Here is a 24,312-nt window from a genome sequence, read left to right as displayed (position 1 = left end):
CGCTCGGCGCCCGCGCCCCAGCGTCAGCCGTTGGGCGCGACGAGCACCTTGGCGTGCCGGGTCTCGCCGCTGTCGAGCTCAGCGAGCAGGGCGGGCAGGTCGTCGAGGCCGACGGTGCCGGTGATCAGCGGGGCCGCGTCGACGGAGCCGTCGGCGAGCGCGCGCATCGCCCCGACGAAGTCCGAGTGCGTGTAGGCGAGGCTGCCGATCACGGTGAGCTCGCGGCTCTGCCAGTCTCCGTACGACACCTCGGAGCTGGTCATCGGGTACCCGAGCAGGGCGAGCGTGCCGCCGCGGCGGACCAGCTCGGCGCTGGACTGGAACAACGAGGAGGCGCCGGTGCACTCGTAGAGGACGTCCGCCCCCAGCCCGTCCGTCAGCTCGAGGACGCGGGCGCGGAACGCGTCTCCGGGTGCGTGGACGTCGGTGAAGCCGAGGCGGCGCGCGGTCTCGCGCCGCGCCTCCATGGGCTCGACGATGACGACGGCTCCGGCGCCGGAGTGGCGGGCGTGCTGGGCGGTGAGCAGGCCGATGGGGCCGGCGCCCTGGACCACGACGACGGAGCCGAGGCGCTGGCCGGCGCGGCGGACCGCGTGGAACGTGACGGCGGTGGGCTCGACGAGGCCGAGCTGTTCGTCGCTGAGGCCGTCGAGGGCGCGCTGGACGCGGCGCTCGTGGACGGTGACGTGCTGGGCGAAGGCGCCGTGCTCCGGGGCGTCGGGCGAGACGCCGTTGGCCTCGGCGAACGCGGTGTCGCAGTGGGCGGGGTGTCCGGCGCGGCACATGGCGCAGGTGCCGCAGGGCGGTCCGACGCTGGCGACGACGCGGTCGCCCACGGCGACGGTGGTCACCTGGTCGCCGGCGGCGACGACGGTGCCGGTCCACTCGTGGCCGAACACCGCGGCGGGGATGAGCCCGCCGGACGCCCACCCGTGCGTGTCCGTGGCGCAGACGCCGGTGTAGCGGATGCGCACCACGACCTGCTGGCCGGTGGGGGCCGCGAGGTCGGCCTCGGCGAGGGCGACCGAGCGCTCGGCGTCGACGGTGGCGTAGCGGGTGCGGGCGGGGAGGTCGGTCATGCCGTCCAGGCTAGGCCCGGGCGACAGGTGTCGCCCGGCTGGCTGGCGCCCGCCGGGTCTCGGTCGACAGTCGGCCTGCTTGCGAGACGGGGCCGGCGTCGGCAGAGTGAGGCGCAGAGCGAGAGAGAGCTGTGCCGAGATGACTCCCCCACCGAGCGTGCCGTCGTCGCTGTCCGACTACGTCCTCGTCTGGTGTGCCGACCTGCTCGAGGACCTCGAGCCCGACCGACGCCGGGACCTGCTGCAGAACATGGCGATGATGTACGAGGGCGGGCCGTGGCCCAGCCGGCTGCACATCCAGCGCCTCGCCGAGCAGATGAGCGGCCGGTACGGCGGTGCCGACGTCTTCATCGGCGACCTGCTGGCCCAGACGCCTGCCTACGTCGCCGGGATCGTGAGCCGCCTCGGCGACGACGACCCCGGAGTGCGCGAGGACGCCCGTCGGCGGCTAGCGCACCAGCCGGGCACGCCCGAGCTGGTCGCCCTGATCGAGCAGGCGACCGCCGAGGGCCACCTCACGTCGGAGCAGCGAGCCACGATCCTGGCGGGTGCGACGAGCAACCCGGTGCTGCCCGAGCCCAAGGAGGCGCCGCCCCAGTACCCGGAACTCCCCCCGGACCACCCCGAGTCGTACGCCGAGAAGCTCGAGCGTGACCCGCCCTACGAGGCGTTCACGTCCCGGCCCGACCAGCAGCGCGACCTCGCCCAGCTCGAGTCCAGGTGGCAGGCCGGCCTCCTCGAGCGCCAGGCCTACCGCCGCGCGCTGACCGACATCATGCGTCGCCCGCCCGGCGGAGAGTCGAACACGTAGGAATCGTGGTCTGCGGGGGCGACTCCGCGCGGTCTCGAGACAGATCCGTTCCGCACTGACCTGCCGAGACGTCCTGAGCACCGCTGCCTCGCGGAGTGGCTGGTCTCCGCGATCGCTCGCCACCCCACCTCGTGCGCGCGACCCACCCCGTCGACCCGCCCTGCGCCTCCTTCGCTCTCGGCCCCGGGTGCGATGTCAAGAGCCAACATCATGTCTCGCGGCCCGGCGGCCGGCCGCGCACACTGAGGGCGAACGCGCGGCCATCAGGGGCGATCACGACGCCCCGGGCCCCGCTCGCACATCCGGCAAGCGCTCATCGACGAGACGAGGAGGACGTGATGACGCACGACACGAACGACAGGGGAGTCATCCCCGCTCTGCGGCCGAGGAGGGCCGCCTGATGGCCGGTCGACTGGCCGGGGCCGGCGCGGTCGGCGCGGCCGCGGTGGCGACCGCAGCCGCCGTCGTACAGCGACACCGCCGCCGCCCCGACGAGGGCGCCGGGTCGCCGCAGGAGTCCCGCTCACGGTGGCAGGCCGTGACCGTCCTGGCCGAGCCGCACGAGGTCCTCGGGGCCGACCACACCCCGCCCTTCTTCGAGGAGCTCCGCGACACCGTCGAGGTGGAGGTGCGGCCCGCCCCCGCCGACAAGGGCAGCGAACTACGCGCCCGCCTCCGCCGACCTGCGTCGTCGGGGAGCGATGCCGAGGAGGCGGCCAAGACGATCCGGGTCGCGCTGCGGCGTGCCAAGCAGGTCATCGAGACCGGCGAGGTGCTGCGGGTCGACCCGACCCCCCACGGCGAGCGCAAGGACACCCCCACCGGTGCCCTCGTCGACGAGGCCACCGACCGAGCCGACGAGGAGGGGCTGCTGTGAAGGCCCTCTGCTGGACCGGAGTGAACGAGACCTCCGTCGAGACCGTCGACGACCCGACCCTGCTCAACGACCAGGACGTCATCGTCAAGGTCGGCCTGAGCACGACCTGCGGGTCCGACCTCCACCTGCTCGGCGGCTACGTCCCCACCATGCGGTCGGGCGACGTCCTCGGGCACGAGTTCATGGGCGAGGTCGTCGAGGTCGGGTCGGCCGTGCGCCGGCACCGCGTCGGCGACCGGGTGGTCGTCTGCTCGTTCATCGCCTGCGGCCGGTGCTGGTACTGCACCCACGAGCTCTGGTCGCTGTGCGACAACGGCAACCCGAACCCGGCGATCACCGAGACGCTCTGGGGCTCGCCGATCGGCGGGTGCTTCGCCTACAGCCACGCCCTGGGCGGCTTCGCCGGCAGCCACGCCGAGTACGTCCGGGTGCCCTACGCCGACCGGGGAGCCTTCACCGTGCCCGACGGCGTCTCCGACCAGGCCGCCCTCTTCGCTTCTGACGCCGCCCCGACCGGCTGGACCGGTGCCGACCTCGCCGGGATCACGCCCGGCGACACGGTCGCGGTCTGGGGCGCCGGGGGCGTGGGCCAGATGGCCGCCCGGGCCGCCGTGCTGCTCGGGGCCGAGCAGGTCGTCGTCATCGACGCGCTGCCCGAACGGCTCGGCCAGGTGCGGACCCACATCGGCGCCGAGACCCTGGACTACGAGGAGGACGACGTCCTCGCCGAGCTGAAGGAGCGCACCGGCGGCCGGGGTCCCGACGTCTGCATCGAGGCGGTCGGCATGGAGGCCGACGGCACCGGGGCCCAGCACCTCTACGACCAGGTCAAGCAGCAGCTGCGACTGCAGACCGACCGGCCGACGGCGCTCCGCGAGGCGATCTACGCCTGCCGCAAGGGCGGCAGCGTCTTCACCCTCGGGGTCTTCGCCGGGCTCGTCGACAAGTTCCCGCTCGGGGCCGTCATGAACAAGGGGCTCACCCTCCGGGGCGCCCAGCAGCACGGCCACCGGTACATCCCGATGATCCTCGACCGCATCGCGGCCGGCGAGATCAGCACCGAGCACCTCGCCACCCACGTGCTCCCGCTCGACCAGGGGCCGCGGGGCTACGAGATGTTCAAGAACAAGGAGGACGGGTGCGTGCGCGCCGTCTTCCGCCCCGGTGCCTGACGGTGCCCTGCCGTCCGGCACCGCACCTCCGCCGGGTCCCGGCACCGCACCTCCACCGGGATCCGGCACCGCACCTCCCCCACCACCCGTCAACGAAGGAAGGGAAGACACCATGAGAGCAGTCGTCTACGAGGGCCCGAGGAAGGTCACCGTGACCGACGTCCCGGACGCCCGCATCGAGCGGCCCACCGACGTCCTGGTGCGCATCACCAGCACCAACATCTGCGGCTCCGACCTGCACATGTACGAAGGGCGGACCGACTTCGAGACCGGCCGCTGGTTCGGCCACGAGAACCTGGGCCAGGTGGTCGAGGTCGGGTCGGCCGTCGACGAGGTCGAGGTCGGCGACTGGGTCGTGCTGCCGTTCAACGTGGCCTGTGGCCACTGCAAGAACTGCGAACGCGGCCTGACGAACTACTGCCTGACCGCCCAGCCGGAGCTCGCGTGGGCCGGCGCCGCGTTCGGCTTCGCCGACATGGGCCCCTGGCCGGGCGGGCAGGCCGAGCTGCTGCGGGTGCCGTGGGGCGACTTCAACTGCCTGCGCCTCGGCGAGGACGCCGAGGAGAAGCAGACCGACTACGTGATGCTCGCCGACATCTTCCCCACCGGGTACCACGCGACCGAGATGGCCCACGTGTCCCCCGGCGACCAGACCGTCATCTACGGGGCCGGCCCGGTCGGCGCCATGGCGGCCTACTCGGCGATCCTCAAGGGGGCGAGCAAGGTGATGGTGGTCGACCGGCACCCCGACCGCCTCGCCAAGATCGAGGAGATCGGAGCCGTGCCGATCGACGACTCCGCCGTCGACCCGGTCGAGGCCGTCCTCGACCTCACCATGGGGCTCGGGGCCGACAACGGCTGCGAGTGCGTCGGCTACCAGGCGCACGACCCCGACGGCACCGAGCAGCCGAACCTGACCCTGAACCGGCTCGTGCGGTCCGTCCGGTTCACCGGCCACATCGGGGTCGTCGGCGTCTACGTGCCACAGGACCCGGGCGGGCCGGACGAGCTGGCGAAGCAGGGCGTCGTCCCGTTCGACTACGGCCAGTTCTGGTTCCGCGGGCAGACCATGGGCACGGGGCAGTGCCCGGTCAAGAAGTACAACCGGGCCCTCCGCGACCTGATCGTCAGCGGCAGGGCGACGCCCTCCTGGATCGTCAGCCACGAGCTGTCCCTCGAGGAGGCGCCCCAGGCGTACGAGCACTTCGACCGTCGGGACCACGGCTGGACCAAGGTCGTCCTGCACCCCGACACCGCTCCGGCCGGCCGCTGACCCCGACCGGCGAGGACCCCGACGTGACCACGATCCACGACCGCATCCTGTCCCCCCGGCGAGCGGTCGCGTACGTGGTCGTCGGGGTCCTCGTCGGGGCGGCCGTCGCCCTGGCCGGCGCCCCGACGCTGGGGCCCCTCGCGGCCTGGTGCACGGCCGGCGTCGTCGCCCTGGTGCACGTGTGGCGGGCCTGCTGGCCGCAGGACCCGGCGGGCACCGAGCGCCTCGCCCGCGAGGAGTCGAGCTCCCGCCTCAGCGACGACGCCGTCGTCGTCGCGTGCCTCGCCAGCGTCGCGGCCATGGGCCTCGCCCTGGTGCAGGCACGAGACGCCAGCGACCCGGTGTCGGTGGCGACCGTCGTCCTCGGGGTGGTCGGCACCATGGTCGCCTGGGCCCTCGTGAACACGGTCTGGGCCCTCAAGTACGCCCGGGTCTACTACGTCGACCACGACCGCGGCGGCTTCGACGTCAAGCAGGAGGCGCCCCCCACGTACAGCGACTTCGCCTACCTGGCCTTCACCATCGGCATGTCGTACTCGGCCCCCGACGTCGAGCCCGACGACACCCTGACCCGGCGCCGGGCGCTCCCCCACGCGCTGCTCTCGTACTTCTTCGGCACCGTGCTGATCGCCACCACCCTGAACCTGGTGACGAACCTCGCCCAGAGCTGACCCCGAGGAGGCGGTGGCGCCTCCCCGGCGGACGGCCGACGATCCAGACGGACCGGCCGGGGTGCAAGGGCCTTGTGGCATCCCGACGGATGTGATTGTTTCGGGGCAACCCAGCTCTGCTGGTGCAGGGCTCGGGCTGCGACGCCTGGCCGCTGGGGCCTCGCGCCGCCCAGTTCCCCCGAGGTGAGATCGATGGGCAGGCTCACGTACGACCAGGTGGCCTCGGTCGAGTTCGACGACCGACTGCTGCTGCACTTCCAGATCGTCATCGGCATCAAGCTGAGACGGCGCGAACCGTTCTACTTCTCGTGGCGGGAGGACCAGACCGTGGGCAGGTGCCGCACGAGCATCTGGCTGCACCCGGCCGTCCTGCTGCTGTTCAAGTACTACGGATCCCGGACCCCGCAGGTCAACCCCGCGTGGATCCACGCCCTCGAGCTCACTGCCAACTCGAACTCGGGGCTGCAGTGCGTCCCCGAGCCCGACTCGCCTCGCAGCGCCCACGTGACCGTGTGAGCCGCCCGCCGGGCGTGTCGTCGACCTAGCTCGGCATGTCCACGAACCGCGAGAACATGCCGTGGAACGCCACGGTGATGGTGTCCGTCGGGCCGTTGCGGTGCTTGGCGACGATGAAGTCGGCCTCGCCCTGGCGGGGGTTGTCCTTCTCGTAGGCGGACTCGCGGTGCAGCAGGATGACCATGTCGGCGTCCTGCTCGAGCGAGCCGGACTCTCGCAGGTCGCTGATCGCGGGCTTCTTGTCGGCACGCTGCTCCGGGCCACGGTTCAGCTGCGACAGCGCGATCACGGGCACCTGCAGTTCTTTCGCCATGAGCTTCAGCGCGCGCGAGAACTCCGAGACCTCTTGCTGACGGCTCTCGACGCGCTTGCCCGAGGTCATCAGCTGCAGGTAGTCGATGACCACGAGCTTGAGGTTGTGCTGCTGCTTGAGCCGGCGGCACTTGGCCCGGATCTCGACCAGCGTCATGTTGGGGGAGTCGTCGATGAACAGGGGCGCGTCGTTGATGCGGCCGCGCACCTGCGCGATGTTCGTCCAGTCGCGGGCGTCGACGGTGCCCTTGCGCATGTTCTGCAGCGGCACGCTCGACTCGGCCGACATCAGGCGCATCGCGATCTCGCTGCGCCCCATCTCGAGCGAGAAGAACACCGATGCCTGGCCGTGCTTGATCGACGCCGCCCGCGCCAGGTCGAGCGCCAGCGTCGACTTTCCGAGCGCGGGTCGCGCCGCCACGATGATCAGCTGGCCGGGGTGGAACCCGTTCGTCAGGGCGTCGAGCTGCGCGAAGCCGGTCGGCACGCCCGTCATCTGCCCGTCGCGGCCCTTGGCCGCCTCGATCTCGTCGATCGCGACCGTCACGGCCTCGTTCAGGGGCACGTAGTCCTCGGTCTGCACGCCGCCGGCGACGTTGTAGACCTCGGCCTGCGCGTTGTTGACCAGGTCGACGACCTCGCCCTCGCTCGCGTAGCCCATCTGCACGATGCGGGTGCCGGCCTCGACCAGGCGCCGCAGCACCGCCTTCTCGGCGACGATCGACGCGTAGTAGCCGGCATTGGCGGCCGTGGGCACGACGCCGGTGAGCGTGTGGAGGTACTCTGCGCCTCCTGCCCTCGACAGGTCGCCCGACTTCATCAGCTCGTCGCTGACCGTGATGACGTCGGTGGGCTCGCCGTGCGAGTACAGCCCCAGGATCGCGTCGTAGATGACCTCGTGCTTCGGCACGTAGAAGTCCATGCCGCGCACCGTCTCGATGACGTCGGCCACGGCGTCCTTGCTGAGCAGCATGCCGCCGATGGTGCTCTGCTCGGCCAGCAGGTCGTGCGGGGGCACCCTGTCCATGCCGGTGCCGCCACGCTCGCCGCGCTGCTGGTCGCGGTCGCCGGAGGTGCCGCTCGCGAGACCGAGGTGAGCGATCGACATGGGACCTCCTGCAGGGTGTTCGGGACGTGCCGGACGGCGACGGACGCCGCCCAGGACGGTTCTACAACGAGCAGCCGACATCCCCGTGCCGGGCCCCCGCGGCACCCGTCTGGCGAGCGCGGTACACCTTATGGACACCTAGTTCTCCACAGCAAATGCACCTGTGGATAACTCTGGGGAGAACCGGTGAGAAACGCCGGGGCGAGTTGTTGACAACTGTGGATCGTCCTGTGGAGAAAAAGATACTTCGCGGGCTGGAGGCCACTCTGACCTGGGCTTTATTTTTCCGCAGCGTGTGTGTGAAAACTTCCTTAGACCGGGGGTTGAGACTCCCGATTTGACATCCGGCTGTGCACAGAGAAGTTGACAAGGAGGCGCGGCGCCCGGTACGAGCGCAGGCCGCGTTCAGCTTCACGTAACCCCCTGTTCGGGGGCTGTCTGCCGCCTCCTTCGCCCCTGCCGCCGCGGCGCAGCCCGCCCCCTCACGGCGGAGAACCCCGTTCCGTTCAAAGAACCCCGATGCACGGTGGTTCTTTGAACGGAACGGGGTTCACAGAGCCGACAGCGGACGACAGCGGCCGCACGCACGCACGCACGCACCCCGCACGCACCCCGCACGCACGAGAGAGCGGCGACCCCCGAGGGGGCCGCCGCTCTCTGGCACTGCTCGCTGCTGACGCAGCGCAGGGACTACTTCGCGCTGACCACCGTGAGGGTGATCGTGGCGATGACGTCCTCGCGCAGGCGCAGGGTGGCCTCGTGCTCGCCGACGAGCTTGATGGCCGAGGGGATCTCGACCTTGCGCTTGTCGATGGTGGCGACGCCCTGGGCGCTGACGGCGTCCGCGACGTCGCCGGGACGCACGGAGCCGAAGAGGCGGCCGTCGGCACCGGTCTTGACGGTGAGGCGGATCTTCTGGGCCTCGAGGCGGGCCTTGAGGTCGTGCGCCTCCTCGATGGTCTTGAGCTCGCGGGTCTCGCGGGCGGCGCGGATCTGCTCGACCTGCTTCTCGCCACCACGCGACCACGCCACGGCGAAGCCCTGGGGGACGAGGTAGTTGCGGGCGTAGCCGTTCTTGACGTCGACGACGTCACCGGCGGAGCCGAGGCCGGAGACCTCGTGCGTGAGGATCACTTTGGACATGGTTGCTCTCTCTTCCGTTCGCCGCTGATCAGCGGCCGGAGCCGGCGTAGGGGAGGAGCGCCATCTCGCGGGCGTTCTTCACGGCACGGGCGATGAGGCGCTGCTCCTGGACGGAGACGCCGGTGATGCGACGGGCACGGATCTTGCCGCGCTCCGAGATGAACTTGCGGAGGGTCGCGACGTCCTTGTAGTCGATGACGCCGACGCGGATCGCCTTCGCGGGAGCGGCGTTCTTGCCGCCCTTGCCGCGGAGGGGCTTGCGGCGGTCGCCGCTGCTCTTTCCAGCCATTGTTTTTCTGCTTTCGAGTTCAGATGAAGAAGAAGTGAGGTGCGACGAGGCCTAGAAGGGCGTCTCGTCGTTGTAGGTGCCGCCGCCGGGGGTGTTCCAGACGTCGCCGCCCTGGCTTCCGCCCTGGGCGGGCGCGGGCTGGCCCCACGGCTCGGACTGCTGTCCGCCGCCGACCTGGCCCTGCTGGCCGCCGCCGCGATTGCCCCCGAAGGAGCCACCGCCGCCGCCGCCGCCTTCGCGGGACGAGGAGGCGCGGGTGACCTGAGCGGTCGCGTAGCGCAGCGAAGGGCCGATCTCGTCGACGTCGAGCTCGAAGCTGGTGCGCTTCTCGCCCTCCTTCGTCTCGTAGCTGCGCTGCTTCAGACGGCCCTGCACGATGACGCGCGAGCCCTTCGTCAGCGACGACGCCACGTGCTCGGCGAACTCGCGCCACACGCTGGCACGGAGGAACAGCGCCTCGCCGTCCTTCCACTCGTTGGACGCGCGGTCCAACGTGCGGGGGGTCGACGCGATGGTGAAGTTCGCGACCGCGAGCCCGTTCTGCGTGTAGCGCAGCTCGGGGTCACTGGTGAGGTTGCCCACCACTGTGATGACGGTCTCTCCGGCCATCGGCTACTCGGCAGCCTTCGGCGCGGCGGGAGTCGCGGTGGAGGCCGGCGTCGCGGAGCCGGCGGAGGCCGGAGCGGCAGCCGGGGCGGCGGGGGCCTTGGCGGCCTTGCGGGCAGCCTTCTCGTCCGAGAGCTTCTTGGCCTCGGCGACCATCGCGATGGCCTCCTCGGCGCGCAGCACCTTGGTGCGGAGGACGGCCTCGGAGAGACCCAGCTGACGGTCGAGCTCGACCGTGGCGGCCGAGTTCGAGGTCATGTTGACGACGGCGTAGATGCCCTCGGTCTTCTTGTTGATCTCGTAGGCGAGACGACGACGACCCCAGATGTCGATGTTGTCGATCGTGCCGCCGTCGTTGCGGATGACGTTGAGGAACTTGTCCAAGCTCGGGGCGACGGTGCGCTCATCGATCTCGGGGTCCAGGATGACCATCAGTTCGTACTGGTGCATGACTAACCCACCTCCTTCGGACTTCGCGGCTACAGACGTTCTGCAGCAGGAGGGTGTTCATGACGTCGCGCCCACCCAGGGGCAGACGCAACCTTCCCAGCGTAGCCGCTCGCCCCTCGCACCACAACGCCCGGGTCGCGTCGCGACCAGGGACCACGAAGGAGGCGCCGCCTCAGCGAGGCGTCCCGCGACCGTCCTCGAGGGTGGCCGTCGCCGCTTCCTGGGCCCGGGCCAGCGCCTCCTCGACGCTCGCCGTGCCGAGGAACATCTCGTCGAGCACGGGGTCGACCACGGGCTGGGCGTCGCCCCAGATGCCGGTCGGCGCCGGGATCGTGTCTCCCGTCGCGAGGGCGTCGAAGAACGGCGACACGTCGACGCCCTGGTCGGCCCAGTGCTCGTAGTAGGCGGCCTGGGCGCCGAGCACGGCGGGCACGGCCGCGCCGTCGGCGCCGATGTACTCCGAGCCGTCGGTCGAGCCGAGCCAGGCGAGCACGCGGGCCGTCGCGTCGCGGTGCGGCGTGTGGGCGTTGCCCGACGCCACGATGCCGTTCGAGACGCTGACGCGCCCCTCCGGCCCCGCGGGCAGGTGCGCGACCCCCCACGAGAAGTCGGCGTCGGCGGCCACCGGCGCCAGGCTGTACAGCCCCGACTGGAACAGCGCCATGTGGCCCGAGGTGAACTGCTCGCGGCTGTGGTCGGGATCGGCGTTCGTCAGGGCGGCCGGGGGAGCGACCCGGTGCTGCTGCACGAGGTCGACCACGTACTGGAAGGCCTCGCGCGCCTCCGGCGTGTCCAGCTCGAAGGAGGTGCCCGCCGCGTCCTCGAGGCTCGCCCCGTTCGAGCCCAGGTAGTCGAGCCAGATCGCCTGCAGGTCCTGCCCGGCGTTGTAGCCGTACTGCACCGGCGTCCCGTCGAAGGCGGGGTCGGCGGCGGTGCGGCCCTGGGCGTCGCGGGTGAGCTGCTCGAGCACGGGCAGCAGGGTGTCGCCCTCGCCGCCGCCGGGCGCCCAGGTCAGGTCGTCGAGCACGGCGGGGTCGACGCCGTCGGCGGCCAGCAGGTCGGCGTTGTAGTAGAGCGCGATGCCGCCGTCGCTGAGCTGCGGCACGCCCCAGAGCCGGCCGTCGACCGTGTACTGCTCGGTGACGGGGGCGCTCCAGGCGCGGCGGGCCGAGGCGCCGAGCACCTGGTCGACGTCGAGCAGGTCGCCGGCCTCGGCACGGTCGGCGTAGCTCGCGCTGTTCAGCCAGTAGACATCGGGGGCGTCGCCCGCGTCGAGGTCGGCGTCGAGGGCCGCGGCGTAGTCGGCGTACGGCACCACCTCGACGTCGACGTGGATGGTCGGGTTGTCGCGCTCGAAGGTGGCGAACGACTTCTCGTAGCCGGCGGCCACCGCCTCGTCCCAGAGCCGCACGGTCACCGTGACGTCGCCGTGCCGACCGGGCGAGGCCGCGACGGTCTCGGGGGAGCGGGAGGCGCCGTAGGCCGCGATGCCGGCGGCGGAGCCGGCGACGACGGCCACGCAGACCGCGACGGCGACGGTGACGGAGCTGGGTCGGGAGCGCACGACCGAAGGCTACGGCCTAGGAGGCGCGCGCGGCCCACCAGGACAGCAACCGCTCGGTCGCGACCTCGGTGCCCAGGGGCCCCTCCTCGGTGCGCAGCTCGAGCAGGAACCGGTACGCCTCGCCCACCTCGCGGCTCGGCCCGATGCCCAGCACGCGCTGGATCTCGTCGCCGTCGAGGTCGGGACGCAGCGAGTCGAGCGCCTCGCGCTCGCGCAGGTCGGCGATGCGGGCCTCGAGGTCGTCGTAGGCGAAGCCGAGGCGGTCGGCCTTGCGCCGGTTGCGGGTCGTCACGTCGGCGCGGGTGAGCATGTGCAGGCGCTCGAGCTCGTCGCCGGCGTCGCGCACGTAGCGGCGCACGGCCGAGTCGGTCCAGGCGCCCTCGGTGTAGCCGAAGAAGCGCAGGTGCAGCTCGATCAGCCGCGACACCGACTTGACCGTGTCGTTGTCGAACCGCAGGGCCCGGAGGCGCTTGCGGGCGAGCTTCGACCCGACCACGTCGTGGTGGTGGAACGTCACGACCCCGCCGGGCTCGAGCCGCCGGGTGTCGGGCTTGCCGCAGTCGTGCAGCAGGGCGGCCAGGCGCAGCACGAGGTCGGGCGCCTCGCCCGGGTGGCGCTCGGCCTCGTAGCCGATCGCCTGGTCGAGCACGGTGAGGCTGTGCTCGTAGACGTCCTTGTGGTGGTGGTGCTCGTCGATCTCGAGGCGCATCGCGGCGAGCTCGGGCAGCACGTGGTCGGCGAGGCCCGTGTCGACCATCAGCCGCACGCCCTCGCGGGGGGAGGAGGTGCGCAGCAGCTTCGAGAGCTCGTCGGCGACGCGCTCGACCGAGACGATCGAGAGGGTGGCGGCGCGGGCCGCGACGGCCTCGCGGACCTCGTCCGAGACGGCGAAGCCGAGCTGCGCGACGAAGCGGGCGGCGCGCATCATGCGCAGCGGGTCGTCGCGGAACGAGTCGACGGCGCTGCCCGGCGTCGAGAGGCGGCCGGCGAGAAGGTCTTCGACGCCGCCCGACGGGTCGACGAGCACGCGCTCGGGAAGGCGCAGCGCCATCGCGTTGACGGTGAAGTCGCGGCGCACCAGGTCGCCCTCGAGGGTGTCGCCGAACTCGACGACGGGTTTGCGCGTCTCGCCGTCGTAGACGTCGCTGCGGTAGGTCGTGATCTCGACGACCTCGCCGTCGACGCGGGCGGCGATCGTGCCGAACTGCCGGCCGACGTCCCAGTGCGCCTCGGCGAGGGGGACGACGATCTCGAGGATCTGGTCGGGCGAGGCGTCGGTGGTGAAGTCGAGGTCGTTCACCCGGCGGCCGAGGAACGCGTCGCGGACCGGGCCGCCGACGAGGGCGAGCTCGTGGCCGGCGGCGGCGAAGGCGTCCGCGAGCCTCGCGACGCGGGGCGTGGCGGCCAGCTGGCCCAGTCGCTCGACTGCTGCTGCGACGGTGTCCATGACGGACCACTTTGCCACAGCGCGCCCGACGGCCGACGACGGCGGCGCCTCCTCCCCAGGGCTGAGGTCGGCCGTCACGGGGCCCGTGCCGGGGCGGCGACAGGGAGCGGACGGACTCGATTGCCTAGACTCGGCATGCCCGTCGGCCGTCCTGCGCCGGCCGCACCCTGCCTATGAGACGACTCCACGCCCTCCTCGCCGCGCTGACGGCGGTGTTCGTCGTGGTCGTGGGCGTCCCCTCCGTGGCCGGGCCCGACGCGGGCGGCCTGCTGGGCGCCTCCTCGGCCTCCGCCGCCCCGGCCTCGTCGTCCGTGGCCGACGACGCCGTGACGCTGACGCTCGCGCCGGCCGAGTCGGGCGTGCTCGTGCCGGGTCGCGACCTCGTGCTCGACGTCGTCGTCACGAACACGACCGACGACGACCTGCCTGCCTCGATCGCCCGGGTCTACCTCGACCGCAACGCGTTCGTGACCCGCGGCAAGCTCGCGAGCTGGCTGTCGCCCGCGTCGACGTCGGTCCGCGACTTCCTCGGCGCCTCGCTGACCCGCGTCGACGTGCCCGAGGTGCCCTCCGGCCAGTCGCGCACCGTCGGGTCGGTCACCGTGCCGGCCGCGTCCGTGGCCCTCGACGGCTACGGCTGGGGCGCCCGCGCCCTCGGCGCCCGGCTCGTCGACGACGCGGGCGACCAGCTCGCGCAGGCGCGCAGCAGCGTCGCGTGGTTCCCGGCCGAGAGCTTCCAGGCGACGCGCGTCGCGGTCGCGGTGCCGATCACGACGCCCGAGACCGAGAACGGCGTGCTCGACGCCACCGCCCTCGCCGCCTACACGTCGATCGACGGCACCCTGACGCGCCAGCTGCGGGCCGTGCAGGGCACCCGGGCCGCCGTGGCCGTCGACCCCATGATCATCGCGTCCATCCGCCTGCTCGGCACCGCGGCGCCGGCCTCGGCCCTCGACTGGCTCGACCAGCTGTCCCGGTCGGGCCTCGAGACCTTCCCCCTGGCGTACGCCGACGCCGACGTCGCGGGCGTGCGACAAGGAGGCGCGACGAGCGTCCCCGCCCCGGTCTCGTTCGACGCCCTGGTCGACCCGACGCTGTTCGCCGAGGCGACGCCGAGCAGCACGCCCGAGCCCTCGGCGACCGGCACCTCCGACCCGTCGTCGGCCCAGCCGCCGGCCGACGGGGGAGACCCCGGCACGGGCGGCGGCAGTTCCGACCCGACGAGCGCGCCCCCGCTGCCCACCACCGAGTCCCTGCTCAGCTGGCCCTGGACGCTCACGGGCGTCGCCTGGCCCGTGGCCGACTCGGTCGTCGCGGGCGACCTGCCCGTCCTCGCCGCCTCCGGCTACACGACGACGATCCTGTCGAGCTCGAACGTCGAGGTGTCGACGGGTTCGACCGAGAACGCGGCGACGCAGCTCGGCGACACCGCGGGCCTCGTCTCCGACGACGTCCTCTCCGACCTGCTCGTCGAGGCCGTGGGCGCCTCCGACGACGCCTCCTGGGCCTCGGCCATGGCCGAGCTCTCCGCCAGCGTCGCGACGATCGCCCGCGAGCGGCCGAGCGACGCGCGCACGCTGCTGGCCACGCTGGGCCGCGGCTGGTCGGCCGACGCCGCCTACGCCACGCAGACCCTGTCCGCCCTGGCCGACCTGCCGTGGTCGACGGCGACCAGCCTGCAGGAGGCGGTGGCCGGCACCCCGACGCCGGCCACGGTCGTCGACGCCCCTGAAGACGCCGCCCGCGTGACCCAGCTGCGCGCCCTCGTCGACGCCGACCGCCGCGTCTCCGACTTCTCCACGGCCCTCGAGCAGCCGCAGACGGTGACCGCCCCGGCCCGGCTGCGCACCCTCGCCCTCGCCTCGAACGCCTGGCGCAGCAACCCCGACGGCCTCGCCGCCGAGGTCGCGGACGCGGGCGCGGACGCGACCACCACCTCCGGCCTGGTGTCGATCGTGCAGGGCAGCGACCTGTCGATCCTCGGCGACCGCACCTCGCTGCCGCTGTACGTGCAGAACTCGACCTCGTCGCCGGCCACCGTGTACCTCGTCGTGCAGCCGTCGAACTCGCTGCTGTCGGTCGAGCAGAACCGCATCGAGGTCACCGTCGCGCCCGACTCGCAGGCGCGCGTCCGCGTGCCCGTGCAGTCCGTGGCCAACGGCACGGTCGACGTCTCGCTGAGCCTCGTGAGCGCCGCCGGCGTCGCCATCTCGACCCCGGGCACCGTGTCGATCTCGGTGCAGGCCGGCTGGGAGACCGCGATCACGTGGGTCTTCGCGATCGGGTTCCTCCTGCTCTTCGGCGGCGGCATCTACCGGACGTTCCGCAAGCGGCGCCTCGCCCGGGCGGGCGGCGGCGACGACACCGACGACAGCACCGACGGCGGCGCGGATGGTCTCACGCCGGGTGAGCCGGGCGACGACACCCCCCAGACCGGTTCCGGCAGGGACACCGGCCAGACCGGTGTCTACACCGGTCGCGGGGGGGCCTCGTGAGCGCCCCGGGCGCCGGCCTCGGCCGCGCGAGCGTCCTGCTCGCCTCGGGCACGATGGTCTCGCGCGTGCTCGGCTTCGTGAAGACGGCCGTCCTCGCGGCGGCCATCGGCCAGTCCGCCAGCCGTGCCGCCGACTCGTTCGCGCTCGCCAACCAGCTGCCGAACAACATCTACGCGCTGATCGCCGGCGGCCTGCTCAGCGCGGTGCTCGTGCCGCAGATCGTGCGCGCCGCCACGCAGGACGACGACGGCGGCCAGCGCTTCATCAACAAGGTCGTCACGCTCGGCACGCTGGTGTTCGCGCTGGTCGGCCTGGCAGGCACGCTGCTGGCGCCCCTCCTCGTCCGGCTCTACGCGCAGCAGGCGAACGCGACCGGTCAGGGGGGTTACACCTCGGACTCGATCGCGCTGGCCACGGCGTTCGCCTACTGGTGCCTGCCGCAGATCTTCTTCTACGCGATGTACTCGCTGCTCAGCGAGGTGCTCAACGCCCGGCAGGTCTTCGGGCCGTTCACCTGGGCCCCGGTCATCAACAACGTCGTCGCCATCGCCGGCCTCGTCGCGTTCATGGTCCTCTTCGGGGGATCGGCCGAGAACTCGGTGGTCGACGTCTGGACGCCGGGCCGCATCACGATCCTCGCGGGCACGGCCAGCCTCGGCGTGCTCGCGCAGGCCGGGTTCCTGCTGCTCTTCTGGCGGCGGGCCGGCCTCTCGTTCCGTCCCGACTTCCGCTGGCGCGGGGTGGGCCTCGGCGCCACCGGCAAGGCCGCCGGCTGGCTGTTCGGCATGGTGCTCGTGACGCAGCTCGCGGGCCTGGTGCAGAGCCGCGTCGCCTCGCAGGGCAGCGGCACGGGCGCCTCCAACGCCGTGCTCGCGAACTCGTGGCTGCTGTTCATGCTGCCGCACGGCATCGTGGCCGTGTCGATCGCGACGGCGTACTTCACGCGCATGAGCGGGCACGCCTCGCGCGGCGACCTGGCGGCGGTGCGCATCGACCTGTCGCAGTCGCTCCGCACCATCGGCATGTTCATGGTCTTCGCGGCGGTCGCGATGTGCGTCGTCGCGTGGCCCTTCGCGAGCTTCTTCGAGAGCACCTTCACCGGGGCGAGCCAGATGGCGCAGGTCATCCTCGGCTTCATGCCCGGCCTCGTCCTCTTCAGCGTGCTGTTCGTCGTGCAGCGCGTGTTCTTCGCGCTGCACGACCAGCGCACCCCGTTCTTCATGCAGATCGTCCAGTCGGGCATCTTCGTCGTCGGCACGCTCATCGCGTCGGTCGTCGTGGCCGACCAGTCGATCGCCGTGGCCATCGCCGTGACGACCTCGATCGCCGGCTCCGCGCAGACGATCGTCGCCCTCGTGCTCGTGAAGCGCCGCCTCGGCGGCATCGACGGCCGCTGGGTGCTGCGCCGCTACCTGCAGTTCGCCTTCTTCGCCGTGCTGGCCGGCGTCGTGGGGCTCTTCGTCGTCGCCGGCATGGGCGGTTTCAGCCCCGACGGCTTCGCGCAGTCGGGCCGCATCGCCGGACTCTCCACGGTCGTCGTGGCCGCGTTCGTCATGGCGGTCGTGTACTTCGGCCTGCTCGCGCTGATCCGCCTGCCCGAGCTGACCGAGCTGACCGCCCCGGTGCTGCGGCGCGTCCGCCCGCTGGCCGCCCGCCTCCTGCGTCGCTGAGCGCGTCCGCCCGTCGGCCGCCCGCCTCCTGCGTCCTGCCTGCCGCCTCCTGCGTCCCGCCTCGCTGAGCGGGGCCTGCGAGCCCCGGACCGGCGGAATGCGCCGACCCTAGGATGTGTTCCACCAGACGGTCGAGCGAGGGCGAGGCGGGCAGACAGCCTGCCGTCCTCTCCCGTCATCCACGAACGTCACTGAGGAAGGTGCCCATGCGCCAGATCATCATCATCGGCTCCGGCCCCGCCGGCTACACGGCGGGCATCTACGCGGCGCGCGCCGGTCTCGAGCCGCTCATCGTGGCGAGCTCGGTCGAGGCGGGCGGCGAGCTCATGAAGACCACCGAGGTCGAGAACTTCCCCGGGTTCCCCGACGGCATCCAGGGCCCCGAGCTCATGTTCAAGCTGCAGGAGCAGGCCGAGAAGTTCGGCGCCGAGGTGCTGCTCGACGACGTCACGAGCGTCGACCTCACCGGCGACGTGAAGAAGGTCACCCTCGGCAGCGGCGCCGTCGAGGAGGCCGTCAGCGTGATCTTCGCGACGGGCAGCGCCTACCGCAAGCTCGGCCTCCCCGACGAGGAGCGCCTGAGCGGCCGTGGCGTCAGCTGGTGCGCCACCTGCGACGGCTTCTTCTTCAAGCAGAAGGAGATCGCGGTCGTCGGAGGCGGCGACTCGGCCATGGAAGAGGCGACGTTCCTGACGCGGTTCGCCTCAAAGGTCTACGTGATCCACCGCTCCGAGTCGCTGCGGGCGTCGAAGATCATGCAGCAGCGTGCGCTCGACAACCCGAAGATCGAGTTCCTGTTCAACAAGCAGGTGACGGCGATCCTCGGCGACGAGAAGGCCACGGGCGTGCAGCTCACCGACACCGTCGACGGCAGCACCCGCGACCTCGACCTCGACGGCCTCTTCATCGCCATCGGCAACGACCCCCGCGTGCACCTCGTGCACGGCCAGGTCGACCTGACCTCGAGCGGCACGATCGCCGTCGAGGGCCGCAGCTCGAAGACCAACCTGCGCGGCGTGTTCGCCGCCGGCGACGTCGTCGACGACACCTACCGCCAGGCGGCCACCGCCGCGGGCTCGGGCGTCGTCGCCGCCCTCGACGCCGAGCACTTCCTCGCGAGCCTCGACCAGTCCTTTCTAGCCGAGAACACCGAGGGCGCCGCCGAGGGCATCGACACCGCCGAGTCGGTGGCCCCCGAGTCCGTCTCCGCCTAGCCGCCGGCGTCCGTCGACGACCTCGACGGACGCCCCACCGCCCCACGAACCCCCTGACGAAAGGAACCACCATGAGCAGCACCAAGGCAGTCACCGACGCGTCCTTCGAGGCCGACGTCCTCACGTCCGACAAGACGATCCTGGTCGACTTCTGGGCCGAGTGGTGCGGTCCGTGCCGCGCCGTCTCGCCGATCCTCGACCAGATCGCGGCCGAGAACTCGGACAAGATCGAGATCGTCAAGCTCAACGTCGACGACAACCCCCAGACCGCCATGAAGTACCAGATCACGTCGATCCCGGCCATGAAGGTCTACCGCGGCGGCGAGGTCGTCAAGACCGTCATCGGCGCCAAGCCGAAGCCGGCCCTCGAGGCCGACCTGGCGGAGTTCCTCGCGTAGGTCGACCCCGCGTCGACGCACCGCCCGAGAGCCCGCCCAGCACCCGCTGGGCGGGCTCTCGCCGTCTCCGGACGGCTCCGGGCATATCCTGAACCGCACCACCTCTGACCGACAGGGACGCACATGACCGACAAGGGCACCAACCTCGACCCGTGGTACGACTCGTACGCCGACCGCACGGCCGGCCTCAGCGCCTCCGAGGTCCGAGCCCTGTTCGCCGTCGCCAGCCGCCCCGAGGTGGTCTCCCTGGCCGGCGGAATGCCCTTCGTCTCCGCCCTGCCCCGTGAGCTCGTCACCGGCGCCATCGACCGCGTGATGTCGCAGGACGGCGGCGCGATGGCGCTGCAGTACGGCTCGGGGCAGGGCACGCCCGCGATCCGCGAGCACATCATGCAGATCATGGCGATGGAGGGCATCCGCGGCAGCGCCGACGACGTCGTCGTCACCACGGGCTCGCAGCAGGCCCTCGACCTCGTGACGCGCCTGTTCGTGAACCCCGGCGACGTCGTCCTCGCCGAGTCGCCCAGCTACGTGGGCGCCCTGGGCGTCTTCAAGGCCTACCAGGCTGACGTCGCGCACGTCGCGACCGACGGCGAGGGCCTCGTGCCGGAGGCGCTGCGTGAGACGATCGCCGCGGTCCGGTCACAGGGCCGCACCATCAAGTTCCTCTACACGATCCCGAACTTCCACAACCCGGCCGGCGTCACGCTGACCTGGGCGCGACGCCTCGAGATCCTCGAGATCTGCCGCGACGCGGGCATCCTCGTGCTCGAGGACAACCCCTACGGGCTGCTGTACTTCGACCAGCCGGCCCCGCAGGCGATGCGCTCGGTCGACGACGAGGGCGTCATCTACCTCGGGTCGTTCTCGAAGACCCTGGCGCCCGGGTTCCGCGTGGGCTGGGCGCTCGCCCCGCACGCCATCCGCGAGAAGCTCATCCTCGCCAACGAGTCGGCGACCCTGTCGCCCAACTCGTTCGGCCAGTTCGTCATCACCGAGTACCTCGACCAGGCCGACTGGCGCGGCCAGATCGAGTCGTTCCGCGGCCTCTACCGCGAGCGTCGGGACGCCATGCTCTCGGCCCTCGGCGAGTACCTGCCCTCGCTCAGCTGGACCGTCCCCGACGGGGGCTTCTTCGTCTGGGTGACCCTGCCCGACGAGCTCGACTCGAAGGCGATGCTGCCCCGGGCCGTCAAGGAGCTCGTCGCGTACACGCCCGGCACCGCGTTCTTCGCCGACGGGGGAGGGCGCCAGAACATCCGCCTCTCGTTCTGCTACCCGACGTCCGAGTCGATCCGCACCGGCGTCGCCCGGCTCGCCACCGTCGTCAACGGCGAGCTCGACCTGCTGTCGACGTTCCAGGGCGCACGGCTCGGGTCGTCCCGCTCGGTACGCACCGGCGTGTCGATGCCGCCCCCGAACCTCAGCTGACCAGCACTTCTTCCTGTTCCGCACGACACCGACCGGCGTCGTGCCCTGCCCCGAGAGAGAGACCTGATGACCGACAGCGCCGTGGAGAAGGTCACCGTCCTGGCCGGCGGGATCTCGCACGAACGCGACGTCTCGCTCCGATCGGGGAGGCGCGTGGTCGACAGCCTGGTCGCCAACGGCATCGAGGTCGACCTGCGCGACCCGGACGCCTCGCTTCTCGGGCACCTCACCGCCACCCGCCCCGACGTGGTGTGGCCGGCCCTGCACGGCGCCAGCGGCGAGGACGGCGCGCTGAGGGGCCTGCTCGAGGCACTCGACATCCCCTTCGTCGGCAGCAGCGCGGCAGCGGCCCGCCTCGCCTGGGACAAGCCCACGGCCAAGGAGCTGGCCCACCGCGCCGGCGTCCGCACCCCGCGCGGCATCACGCTCTCGCACGACGCCTTCCGTGAGCTCGGCGCCGCCGGCGTGCTCGCCGCCATCGCCGACGAGCACCCCGTGCCCGTCGTCGTGAAGCCGGCCCGTGGCGGCTCCGCGCAGGGCGTCACCGTGGTCGAGTCCGTCGACCAGCTGCCCCGGGCCATGGTCGACGCGTACACGTACTGCGACGACGTCATCGTCGAGCAGAAGATCACCGGCACCGAGGTGGCGGTCGGCGTCATCGACACCGGTGACGGCCCCTCGGCGCTCCCTGCCGTCGAGATCGTGCCCCGCAGCGGCTTCTACGGCTTCGAGGCCCGCTACAACGCCGGCGAGACGACGTTCTTCACGCCGGCCCGGCTCGGGGCAGGGGCGCAGGAGGCGGTGGCCGAGACCGCGGTCACGGTCCACCGGGCGCTCGGCCTCCGCCACCTCTCCCGGGTCGACCTCATCGTCGACGCGGCGGGCACCCCGTGGTTCCTCGAGGTGAACGTGCTCCCCGGGCTCACCGAGACCTCGCTCGTCCCCATGGCCCTCGACGCCGCTGGCTTCGAGCTGGGCATGGTCTACGCCGCCCTCGCAGAGAAGGCCGTGCGCGACCACCGCTGAGATGTTCCACGTGAAACGGGCCATGTCTTCAGTGGTCTGGAGCCAGTGAAAACCGTCCTGACCAGGACCGGACGTTCTCTAGCCATTGAGCGGACCGTAGGTCGGTGTTGCCCCTGATCGACAGGAGCGAGCATCCCGGTGATCGTGTCAGCAATCCAGGGCAACATGCGTTTCACGTGAAACCCTGCCTCTCCGACAAGGGGTTGGCCAGCTGTCAGTCTCGACAAGCGCGACGCACCCCCGAGTCGTTTTTGCATCTGGGGCCAGCCCGCAGGGGCGGCGTGCAGAGCCGGCGGGAGGCAGGGCCGGCGGGACGGAAGGGCGGCGCGCAGGGCCAGCGGCACGCAGAAGTCGGCGGAACGCAGGGGCGGCGGCCCACAGGCTCAGCGACACGCAAAGTCAGCGACACGCAAAGTCAGCGACAGGCCGAGTCAGCGACAGGCCGAGTCAGCGACAGGCAGGCACTGCGGCGGGCAGGTGCTGCGGCATGCAGGGCCAGCGCACTACGAGCGGGAACGCCCACGGTCACCCGGACATGAAGGAGGGCAGGCGTTTCACGTGAAACGCCTGCCCTCCCGCAATGACGGCCTACTGCGAGAACGGATCCTGTCCGAGCGCTGCCAGGATGCGGTTCAGGTCCTGCAGCGAGGCGAAGTCGATCGCGATGGAGCCCTTGCGGGCGCCCATCTTCACCTTGACCTTGGTCTCGAGTGCATCTCCCAGGTTCTCGGCCACCTCGTCGAGGTGGGCCTGGTGACGGCCGACGACCCCACGCGTCGAGCGGGGCTTCGAGGCCGTCCCCGCCGCGGCAGCCTCGGCGGCCCGCACCGACAGGTCCTCGTTGACGATCTTGTCCGCGAGCCGCTCCATGAGCAGCGAGTCACCCGTAGAGAGGATGGCGCGTGCGTGGCCGGCGGACAGCACGCCGGAGGCCACCCGACGCTGCACGCTGGCCGGCAGGCGGAGCAGGCGCAGGGTGTTCGAGATCTGGGGCCGGCTGCGACCGATGCGCGATGCCAGCTCGTCCTGGGTGATGCCGAAGTCGGCGAGGAGCTGCTGGTAGGCCGACGCCTCCTCCAGCGGGTTCAGCTCCGCACGGTGCAGGTTCTCGAGCAGTGCGTCCCGCAACATGGCCTCGTCGGCCGTGTCCTTGACGATCGCGGGGATCGTCGCGAGCCCGAGCTGCTTCGTGGCGCGCAGTCGGCGCTCGCCCATGACGAGCTCGTACTGGGGCGCAGCTGTCCCCGTCGTGCCGGCAGCACGGGGGAGGGGCCGTACGACGATCGGCTGGAGCACACCGACCTCGCGGATGCTGGTGACGAGCTCGGCGAGCTCCTCCTCGCGGAACTCCGCCCGGGGCTGCTGTGCGTTGGGCACGACGTCGAGCGGGTTGAGGTTCGCGAGGCGCGCGCCCGGTACGGCGACGAGCTCGTCCGCGGTCTGCTGACCGGTGGGGAAGAAGACGTCGACCGGCCTGTCCTGGCCTTCTTCCGCCACGGGGATGAGCGCTCCGATGCCGCGGCCGAGGCCGGTCCTCTTGGTCGCCATTACTGGGGTGCTCCTCGTCGTGCTAGTTCTGCTGCGGCCTCGAGGTACGAGATCGAGCCGGGTGAGTTGGTGTCGTAGCTGATGACGGTCTGGCCGTAGCCGGGTGCCTCGCTGATGCGCACCGACCGGGGGATGAGCGTCCGGAGCGCCTCCGCAGGGAAGTGCTCCCTCACGTCGGCGACGACCTGCTGCGCGAGGTTGGTCCTGCCGTCGTACATGGTCAGCAGGATGCTGGACACCTGCAGCTTCGGGTTGAGGTGCTTCTCGATGAGCTGGATGTTGCGCAGCAACTGGCTCAGGCCCTCGAGCGCGTAGTACTCGCACTGGATCGGGATCAGCACCTCACCCGCGGCGACGAAGGCGTTGATCGTGAGGAGCCCCAGCGACGGCGGGCAGTCGATGAAGACGTAGTCGAACCGCTCGCCTGCGGCCTCGGTCGACGACAGGTAGGCGTCGAGCTGGGTCCGCAGCCGCTGCTCCCGAGCGACGAGCGAGACGAGCTCGATCTCCGCACCGGCGAGGTGGATGGTGGCGGGCACGCAGAACAGGTCGGGGAACTCGGGGCTCTGCTGGACGACGTCGGCGATGTCGCCCTCGTTCACGATCACGTCGTAGACGCTCGGCGTCTCGGCCCGGTGCTCGACACCGAGGGCCGTCGACGCGTTCCCCTGTGGGTCGAGGTCGATGACCAGCACTCGTGCGCCGCTCCGGGCCAGGGCCGCAGCCAGGTTGACGGTCGTGGTGGTCTTGCCCACGCCCCCCTTCTGGTTGGACACCGTGAGGATGCGCGTCTTGGCAGGCGCGGGCAGCGGTTCCTTCGACAGGGCCTCGCGCCGGCGTCTCAGGTCCGCCAGTTCACGCGCCAGGGGAGTGCTGTCGTCGTACTCCGTGAATGAACTCACCGGGTGGTCTCCGCATCGCTGTGTTTCACGTGAAACGGCCTCTGGTTCCACCGGTGTGGACCGCGGGAGAGTCCGTCAGGCCGAGTCTCTACTCTATCTTCAACCCTCCGACATCCCCACCACAGGGACCCGCTCGGGCGCACACCTCCTTGTGGTTCGGGTCCCGTTTCACGTGAAACCATGCTCATCTCACGCGTGGCACGCGTACCCCGAGCCGCGACGAAGACCCCTTGTGCACAGCCCCGCCAACATGTGCATAACCATGTTCAGACCTCGCTGGCGACCGTCCGCGGCGCCTCCAGGCGGTTTC

At 71.5% G+C, this 24,312-nt stretch carries 22 protein-coding genes; 12 read left to right on the top strand and 10 right to left on the bottom strand.

Annotation, left to right across the window (positions count from 1 at the left end):
- Positions 1–23 precede the first annotated feature (23 nt).
- Positions 24–1,079, bottom strand: coding sequence for a zinc-dependent alcohol dehydrogenase (locus FHR78_RS10830; RefSeq protein WP_166760478.1), 1,056 nt, complete (start codon positions 1,077–1,079; stop codon positions 24–26).
- 139 nt (positions 1,080–1,218) lie between these two features.
- Here FHR78_RS10830 and FHR78_RS10825 point away from each other — a divergent pair, with 139 nt between their 5' ends.
- The 6 genes from FHR78_RS10825 to FHR78_RS10800 all read left to right on the top strand — a co-directional run bounded on the left by FHR78_RS10825 (position 1,219) and on the right by FHR78_RS10800 (position 6,399).
- Positions 1,219–1,890, top strand: coding sequence for a hypothetical protein (locus tag FHR78_RS10825; protein WP_166760477.1), 672 nt, complete (start codon positions 1,219–1,221; stop codon positions 1,888–1,890).
- 400 nt (positions 1,891–2,290) lie between these two features.
- Complete coding sequence (locus tag FHR78_RS10820) at positions 2,291–2,767, top strand: hypothetical protein (RefSeq protein WP_166760476.1); 477 nt, start codon at positions 2,291–2,293, stop codon at positions 2,765–2,767.
- Positions 2,768–2,787: 20 nt separating this feature from the next.
- Positions 2,788–3,939: a zinc-dependent alcohol dehydrogenase gene (locus FHR78_RS10815; RefSeq protein WP_347878152.1), complete on the top strand. Its 1,152-nt coding sequence runs from the start codon at positions 2,788–2,790 to the stop codon at positions 3,937–3,939.
- A 112-nt stretch (positions 3,940–4,051) separates the two neighbouring features.
- The gene (locus FHR78_RS10810; protein WP_166760474.1) at positions 4,052–5,212 is read left to right on the top strand and encodes a glutathione-independent formaldehyde dehydrogenase; all 1,161 of its coding nucleotides are present in this window, start codon (positions 4,052–4,054) and stop codon (positions 5,210–5,212) included.
- Positions 5,213–5,235: 23 nt separating this feature from the next.
- Positions 5,236–5,883, top strand: coding sequence for a DUF1345 domain-containing protein (locus FHR78_RS10805; protein WP_347878151.1), 648 nt, complete (start codon positions 5,236–5,238; stop codon positions 5,881–5,883).
- Between the two features lie 192 nt (positions 5,884–6,075).
- Positions 6,076–6,399 carry an ATP-dependent DNA ligase gene (locus FHR78_RS10800; RefSeq protein ID WP_166760473.1) on the top strand — a complete coding sequence of 108 codons (324 nt, stop codon included), beginning with the start codon at positions 6,076–6,078 and terminating at the stop codon, positions 6,397–6,399.
- Positions 6,400–6,424: 25 nt separating this feature from the next.
- On the opposite strand, the gene dnaB is transcribed toward FHR78_RS10800, so the two are convergent.
- The 7 genes from dnaB to FHR78_RS10765 form a co-directional block, all read right to left on the bottom strand.
- A complete protein-coding gene (dnaB, locus tag FHR78_RS10795) occupies positions 6,425–7,819 on the bottom strand; it encodes a replicative DNA helicase (RefSeq protein WP_166760472.1) in 1,395 nt (464 codons plus the stop codon).
- A gap of 690 nt (positions 7,820–8,509) precedes the next feature.
- Complete coding sequence (gene rplI / locus FHR78_RS10790) at positions 8,510–8,962, bottom strand: 50S ribosomal protein L9 (protein ID WP_166760471.1); 453 nt, start codon at positions 8,960–8,962, stop codon at positions 8,510–8,512.
- A gap of 28 nt (positions 8,963–8,990) precedes the next feature.
- Positions 8,991–9,251 (bottom strand): 30S ribosomal protein S18, encoded by a 261-nt coding sequence (gene rpsR / locus FHR78_RS10785; protein WP_055964231.1) that lies wholly within the window; start codon positions 9,249–9,251, stop codon positions 8,991–8,993.
- Positions 9,252–9,302: 51 nt separating this feature from the next.
- On the bottom strand, positions 9,303–9,860 hold the full coding sequence (locus tag FHR78_RS10780) for a single-stranded DNA-binding protein (protein ID WP_166760470.1): 558 nt from the start codon (positions 9,858–9,860) through the stop codon (positions 9,303–9,305).
- A gap of 3 nt (positions 9,861–9,863) precedes the next feature.
- The gene (gene rpsF, locus FHR78_RS10775; protein WP_166760469.1) at positions 9,864–10,307 is read right to left on the bottom strand and encodes a 30S ribosomal protein S6; all 444 of its coding nucleotides are present in this window, start codon (positions 10,305–10,307) and stop codon (positions 9,864–9,866) included.
- Positions 10,308–10,479: 172 nt separating this feature from the next.
- On the bottom strand, positions 10,480–11,871 hold the full coding sequence (locus tag FHR78_RS10770) for an extracellular solute-binding protein (RefSeq protein ID WP_166760468.1): 1,392 nt from the start codon (positions 11,869–11,871) through the stop codon (positions 10,480–10,482).
- A 16-nt stretch (positions 11,872–11,887) separates the two neighbouring features.
- Positions 11,888–13,318, bottom strand: coding sequence for a CCA tRNA nucleotidyltransferase (locus FHR78_RS10765; RefSeq protein WP_166760467.1), 1,431 nt, complete (start codon positions 13,316–13,318; stop codon positions 11,888–11,890).
- Between the two features lie 173 nt (positions 13,319–13,491).
- On the opposite strand from FHR78_RS10765, the gene FHR78_RS10760 reads away from it, so the two are divergent.
- From FHR78_RS10760 to FHR78_RS10735, 6 genes are all read left to right on the top strand, one after another.
- Complete coding sequence (locus FHR78_RS10760) at positions 13,492–15,813, top strand: DUF6049 family protein (protein ID WP_166760466.1); 2,322 nt, start codon at positions 13,492–13,494, stop codon at positions 15,811–15,813.
- Complete coding sequence (murJ, locus tag FHR78_RS10755; protein ID WP_347878150.1) at positions 15,810–17,483, top strand: murein biosynthesis integral membrane protein MurJ; 1,674 nt, start codon at positions 15,810–15,812, stop codon at positions 17,481–17,483. Before FHR78_RS10760 ends, murJ begins: the two co-directional genes overlap by 4 nt.
- Before the next feature lie 206 nt (positions 17,484–17,689).
- Positions 17,690–18,697 (top strand): thioredoxin-disulfide reductase, encoded by a 1,008-nt coding sequence (gene trxB / locus FHR78_RS10750; protein ID WP_166760465.1) that lies wholly within the window; start codon positions 17,690–17,692, stop codon positions 18,695–18,697.
- 71 nt (positions 18,698–18,768) lie between these two features.
- The gene (gene trxA, locus FHR78_RS10745; protein WP_166760464.1) at positions 18,769–19,095 is read left to right on the top strand and encodes a thioredoxin; all 327 of its coding nucleotides are present in this window, start codon (positions 18,769–18,771) and stop codon (positions 19,093–19,095) included.
- Between the two features lie 123 nt (positions 19,096–19,218).
- Positions 19,219–20,526, top strand: coding sequence for a PLP-dependent aminotransferase family protein (locus tag FHR78_RS10740; RefSeq protein WP_166760463.1), 1,308 nt, complete (start codon positions 19,219–19,221; stop codon positions 20,524–20,526).
- Between the two features lie 66 nt (positions 20,527–20,592).
- A complete protein-coding gene (locus FHR78_RS10735) occupies positions 20,593–21,552 on the top strand; it encodes a D-alanine--D-alanine ligase family protein (protein ID WP_166760462.1) in 960 nt (319 codons plus the stop codon).
- A 588-nt stretch (positions 21,553–22,140) separates the two neighbouring features.
- Here FHR78_RS10735 and FHR78_RS10730 read toward each other — a convergent pair.
- Positions 22,141–23,100: a ParB/RepB/Spo0J family partition protein gene (locus tag FHR78_RS10730; RefSeq protein WP_166760461.1), complete on the bottom strand. Its 960-nt coding sequence runs from the start codon at positions 23,098–23,100 to the stop codon at positions 22,141–22,143.
- Complete coding sequence (locus FHR78_RS10725) at positions 23,100–24,002, bottom strand: AAA family ATPase (protein ID WP_166760460.1); 903 nt, start codon at positions 24,000–24,002, stop codon at positions 23,100–23,102. Before FHR78_RS10725 ends, FHR78_RS10730 begins: the two co-directional genes overlap by 1 nt.
- Positions 24,003–24,312 lie beyond the last annotated feature (310 nt).

Source organism: Frigoribacterium faeni, assembly GCF_011761235.1.
GTDB classification, from domain to species: Bacteria; Actinomycetota; Actinomycetes; order Actinomycetales; family Microbacteriaceae; genus Frigoribacterium; species Frigoribacterium faeni_A.
Note: the sequence above shows the minus strand (reverse complement) of the source record. Positions and strands in the feature narration are given on the sequence as shown.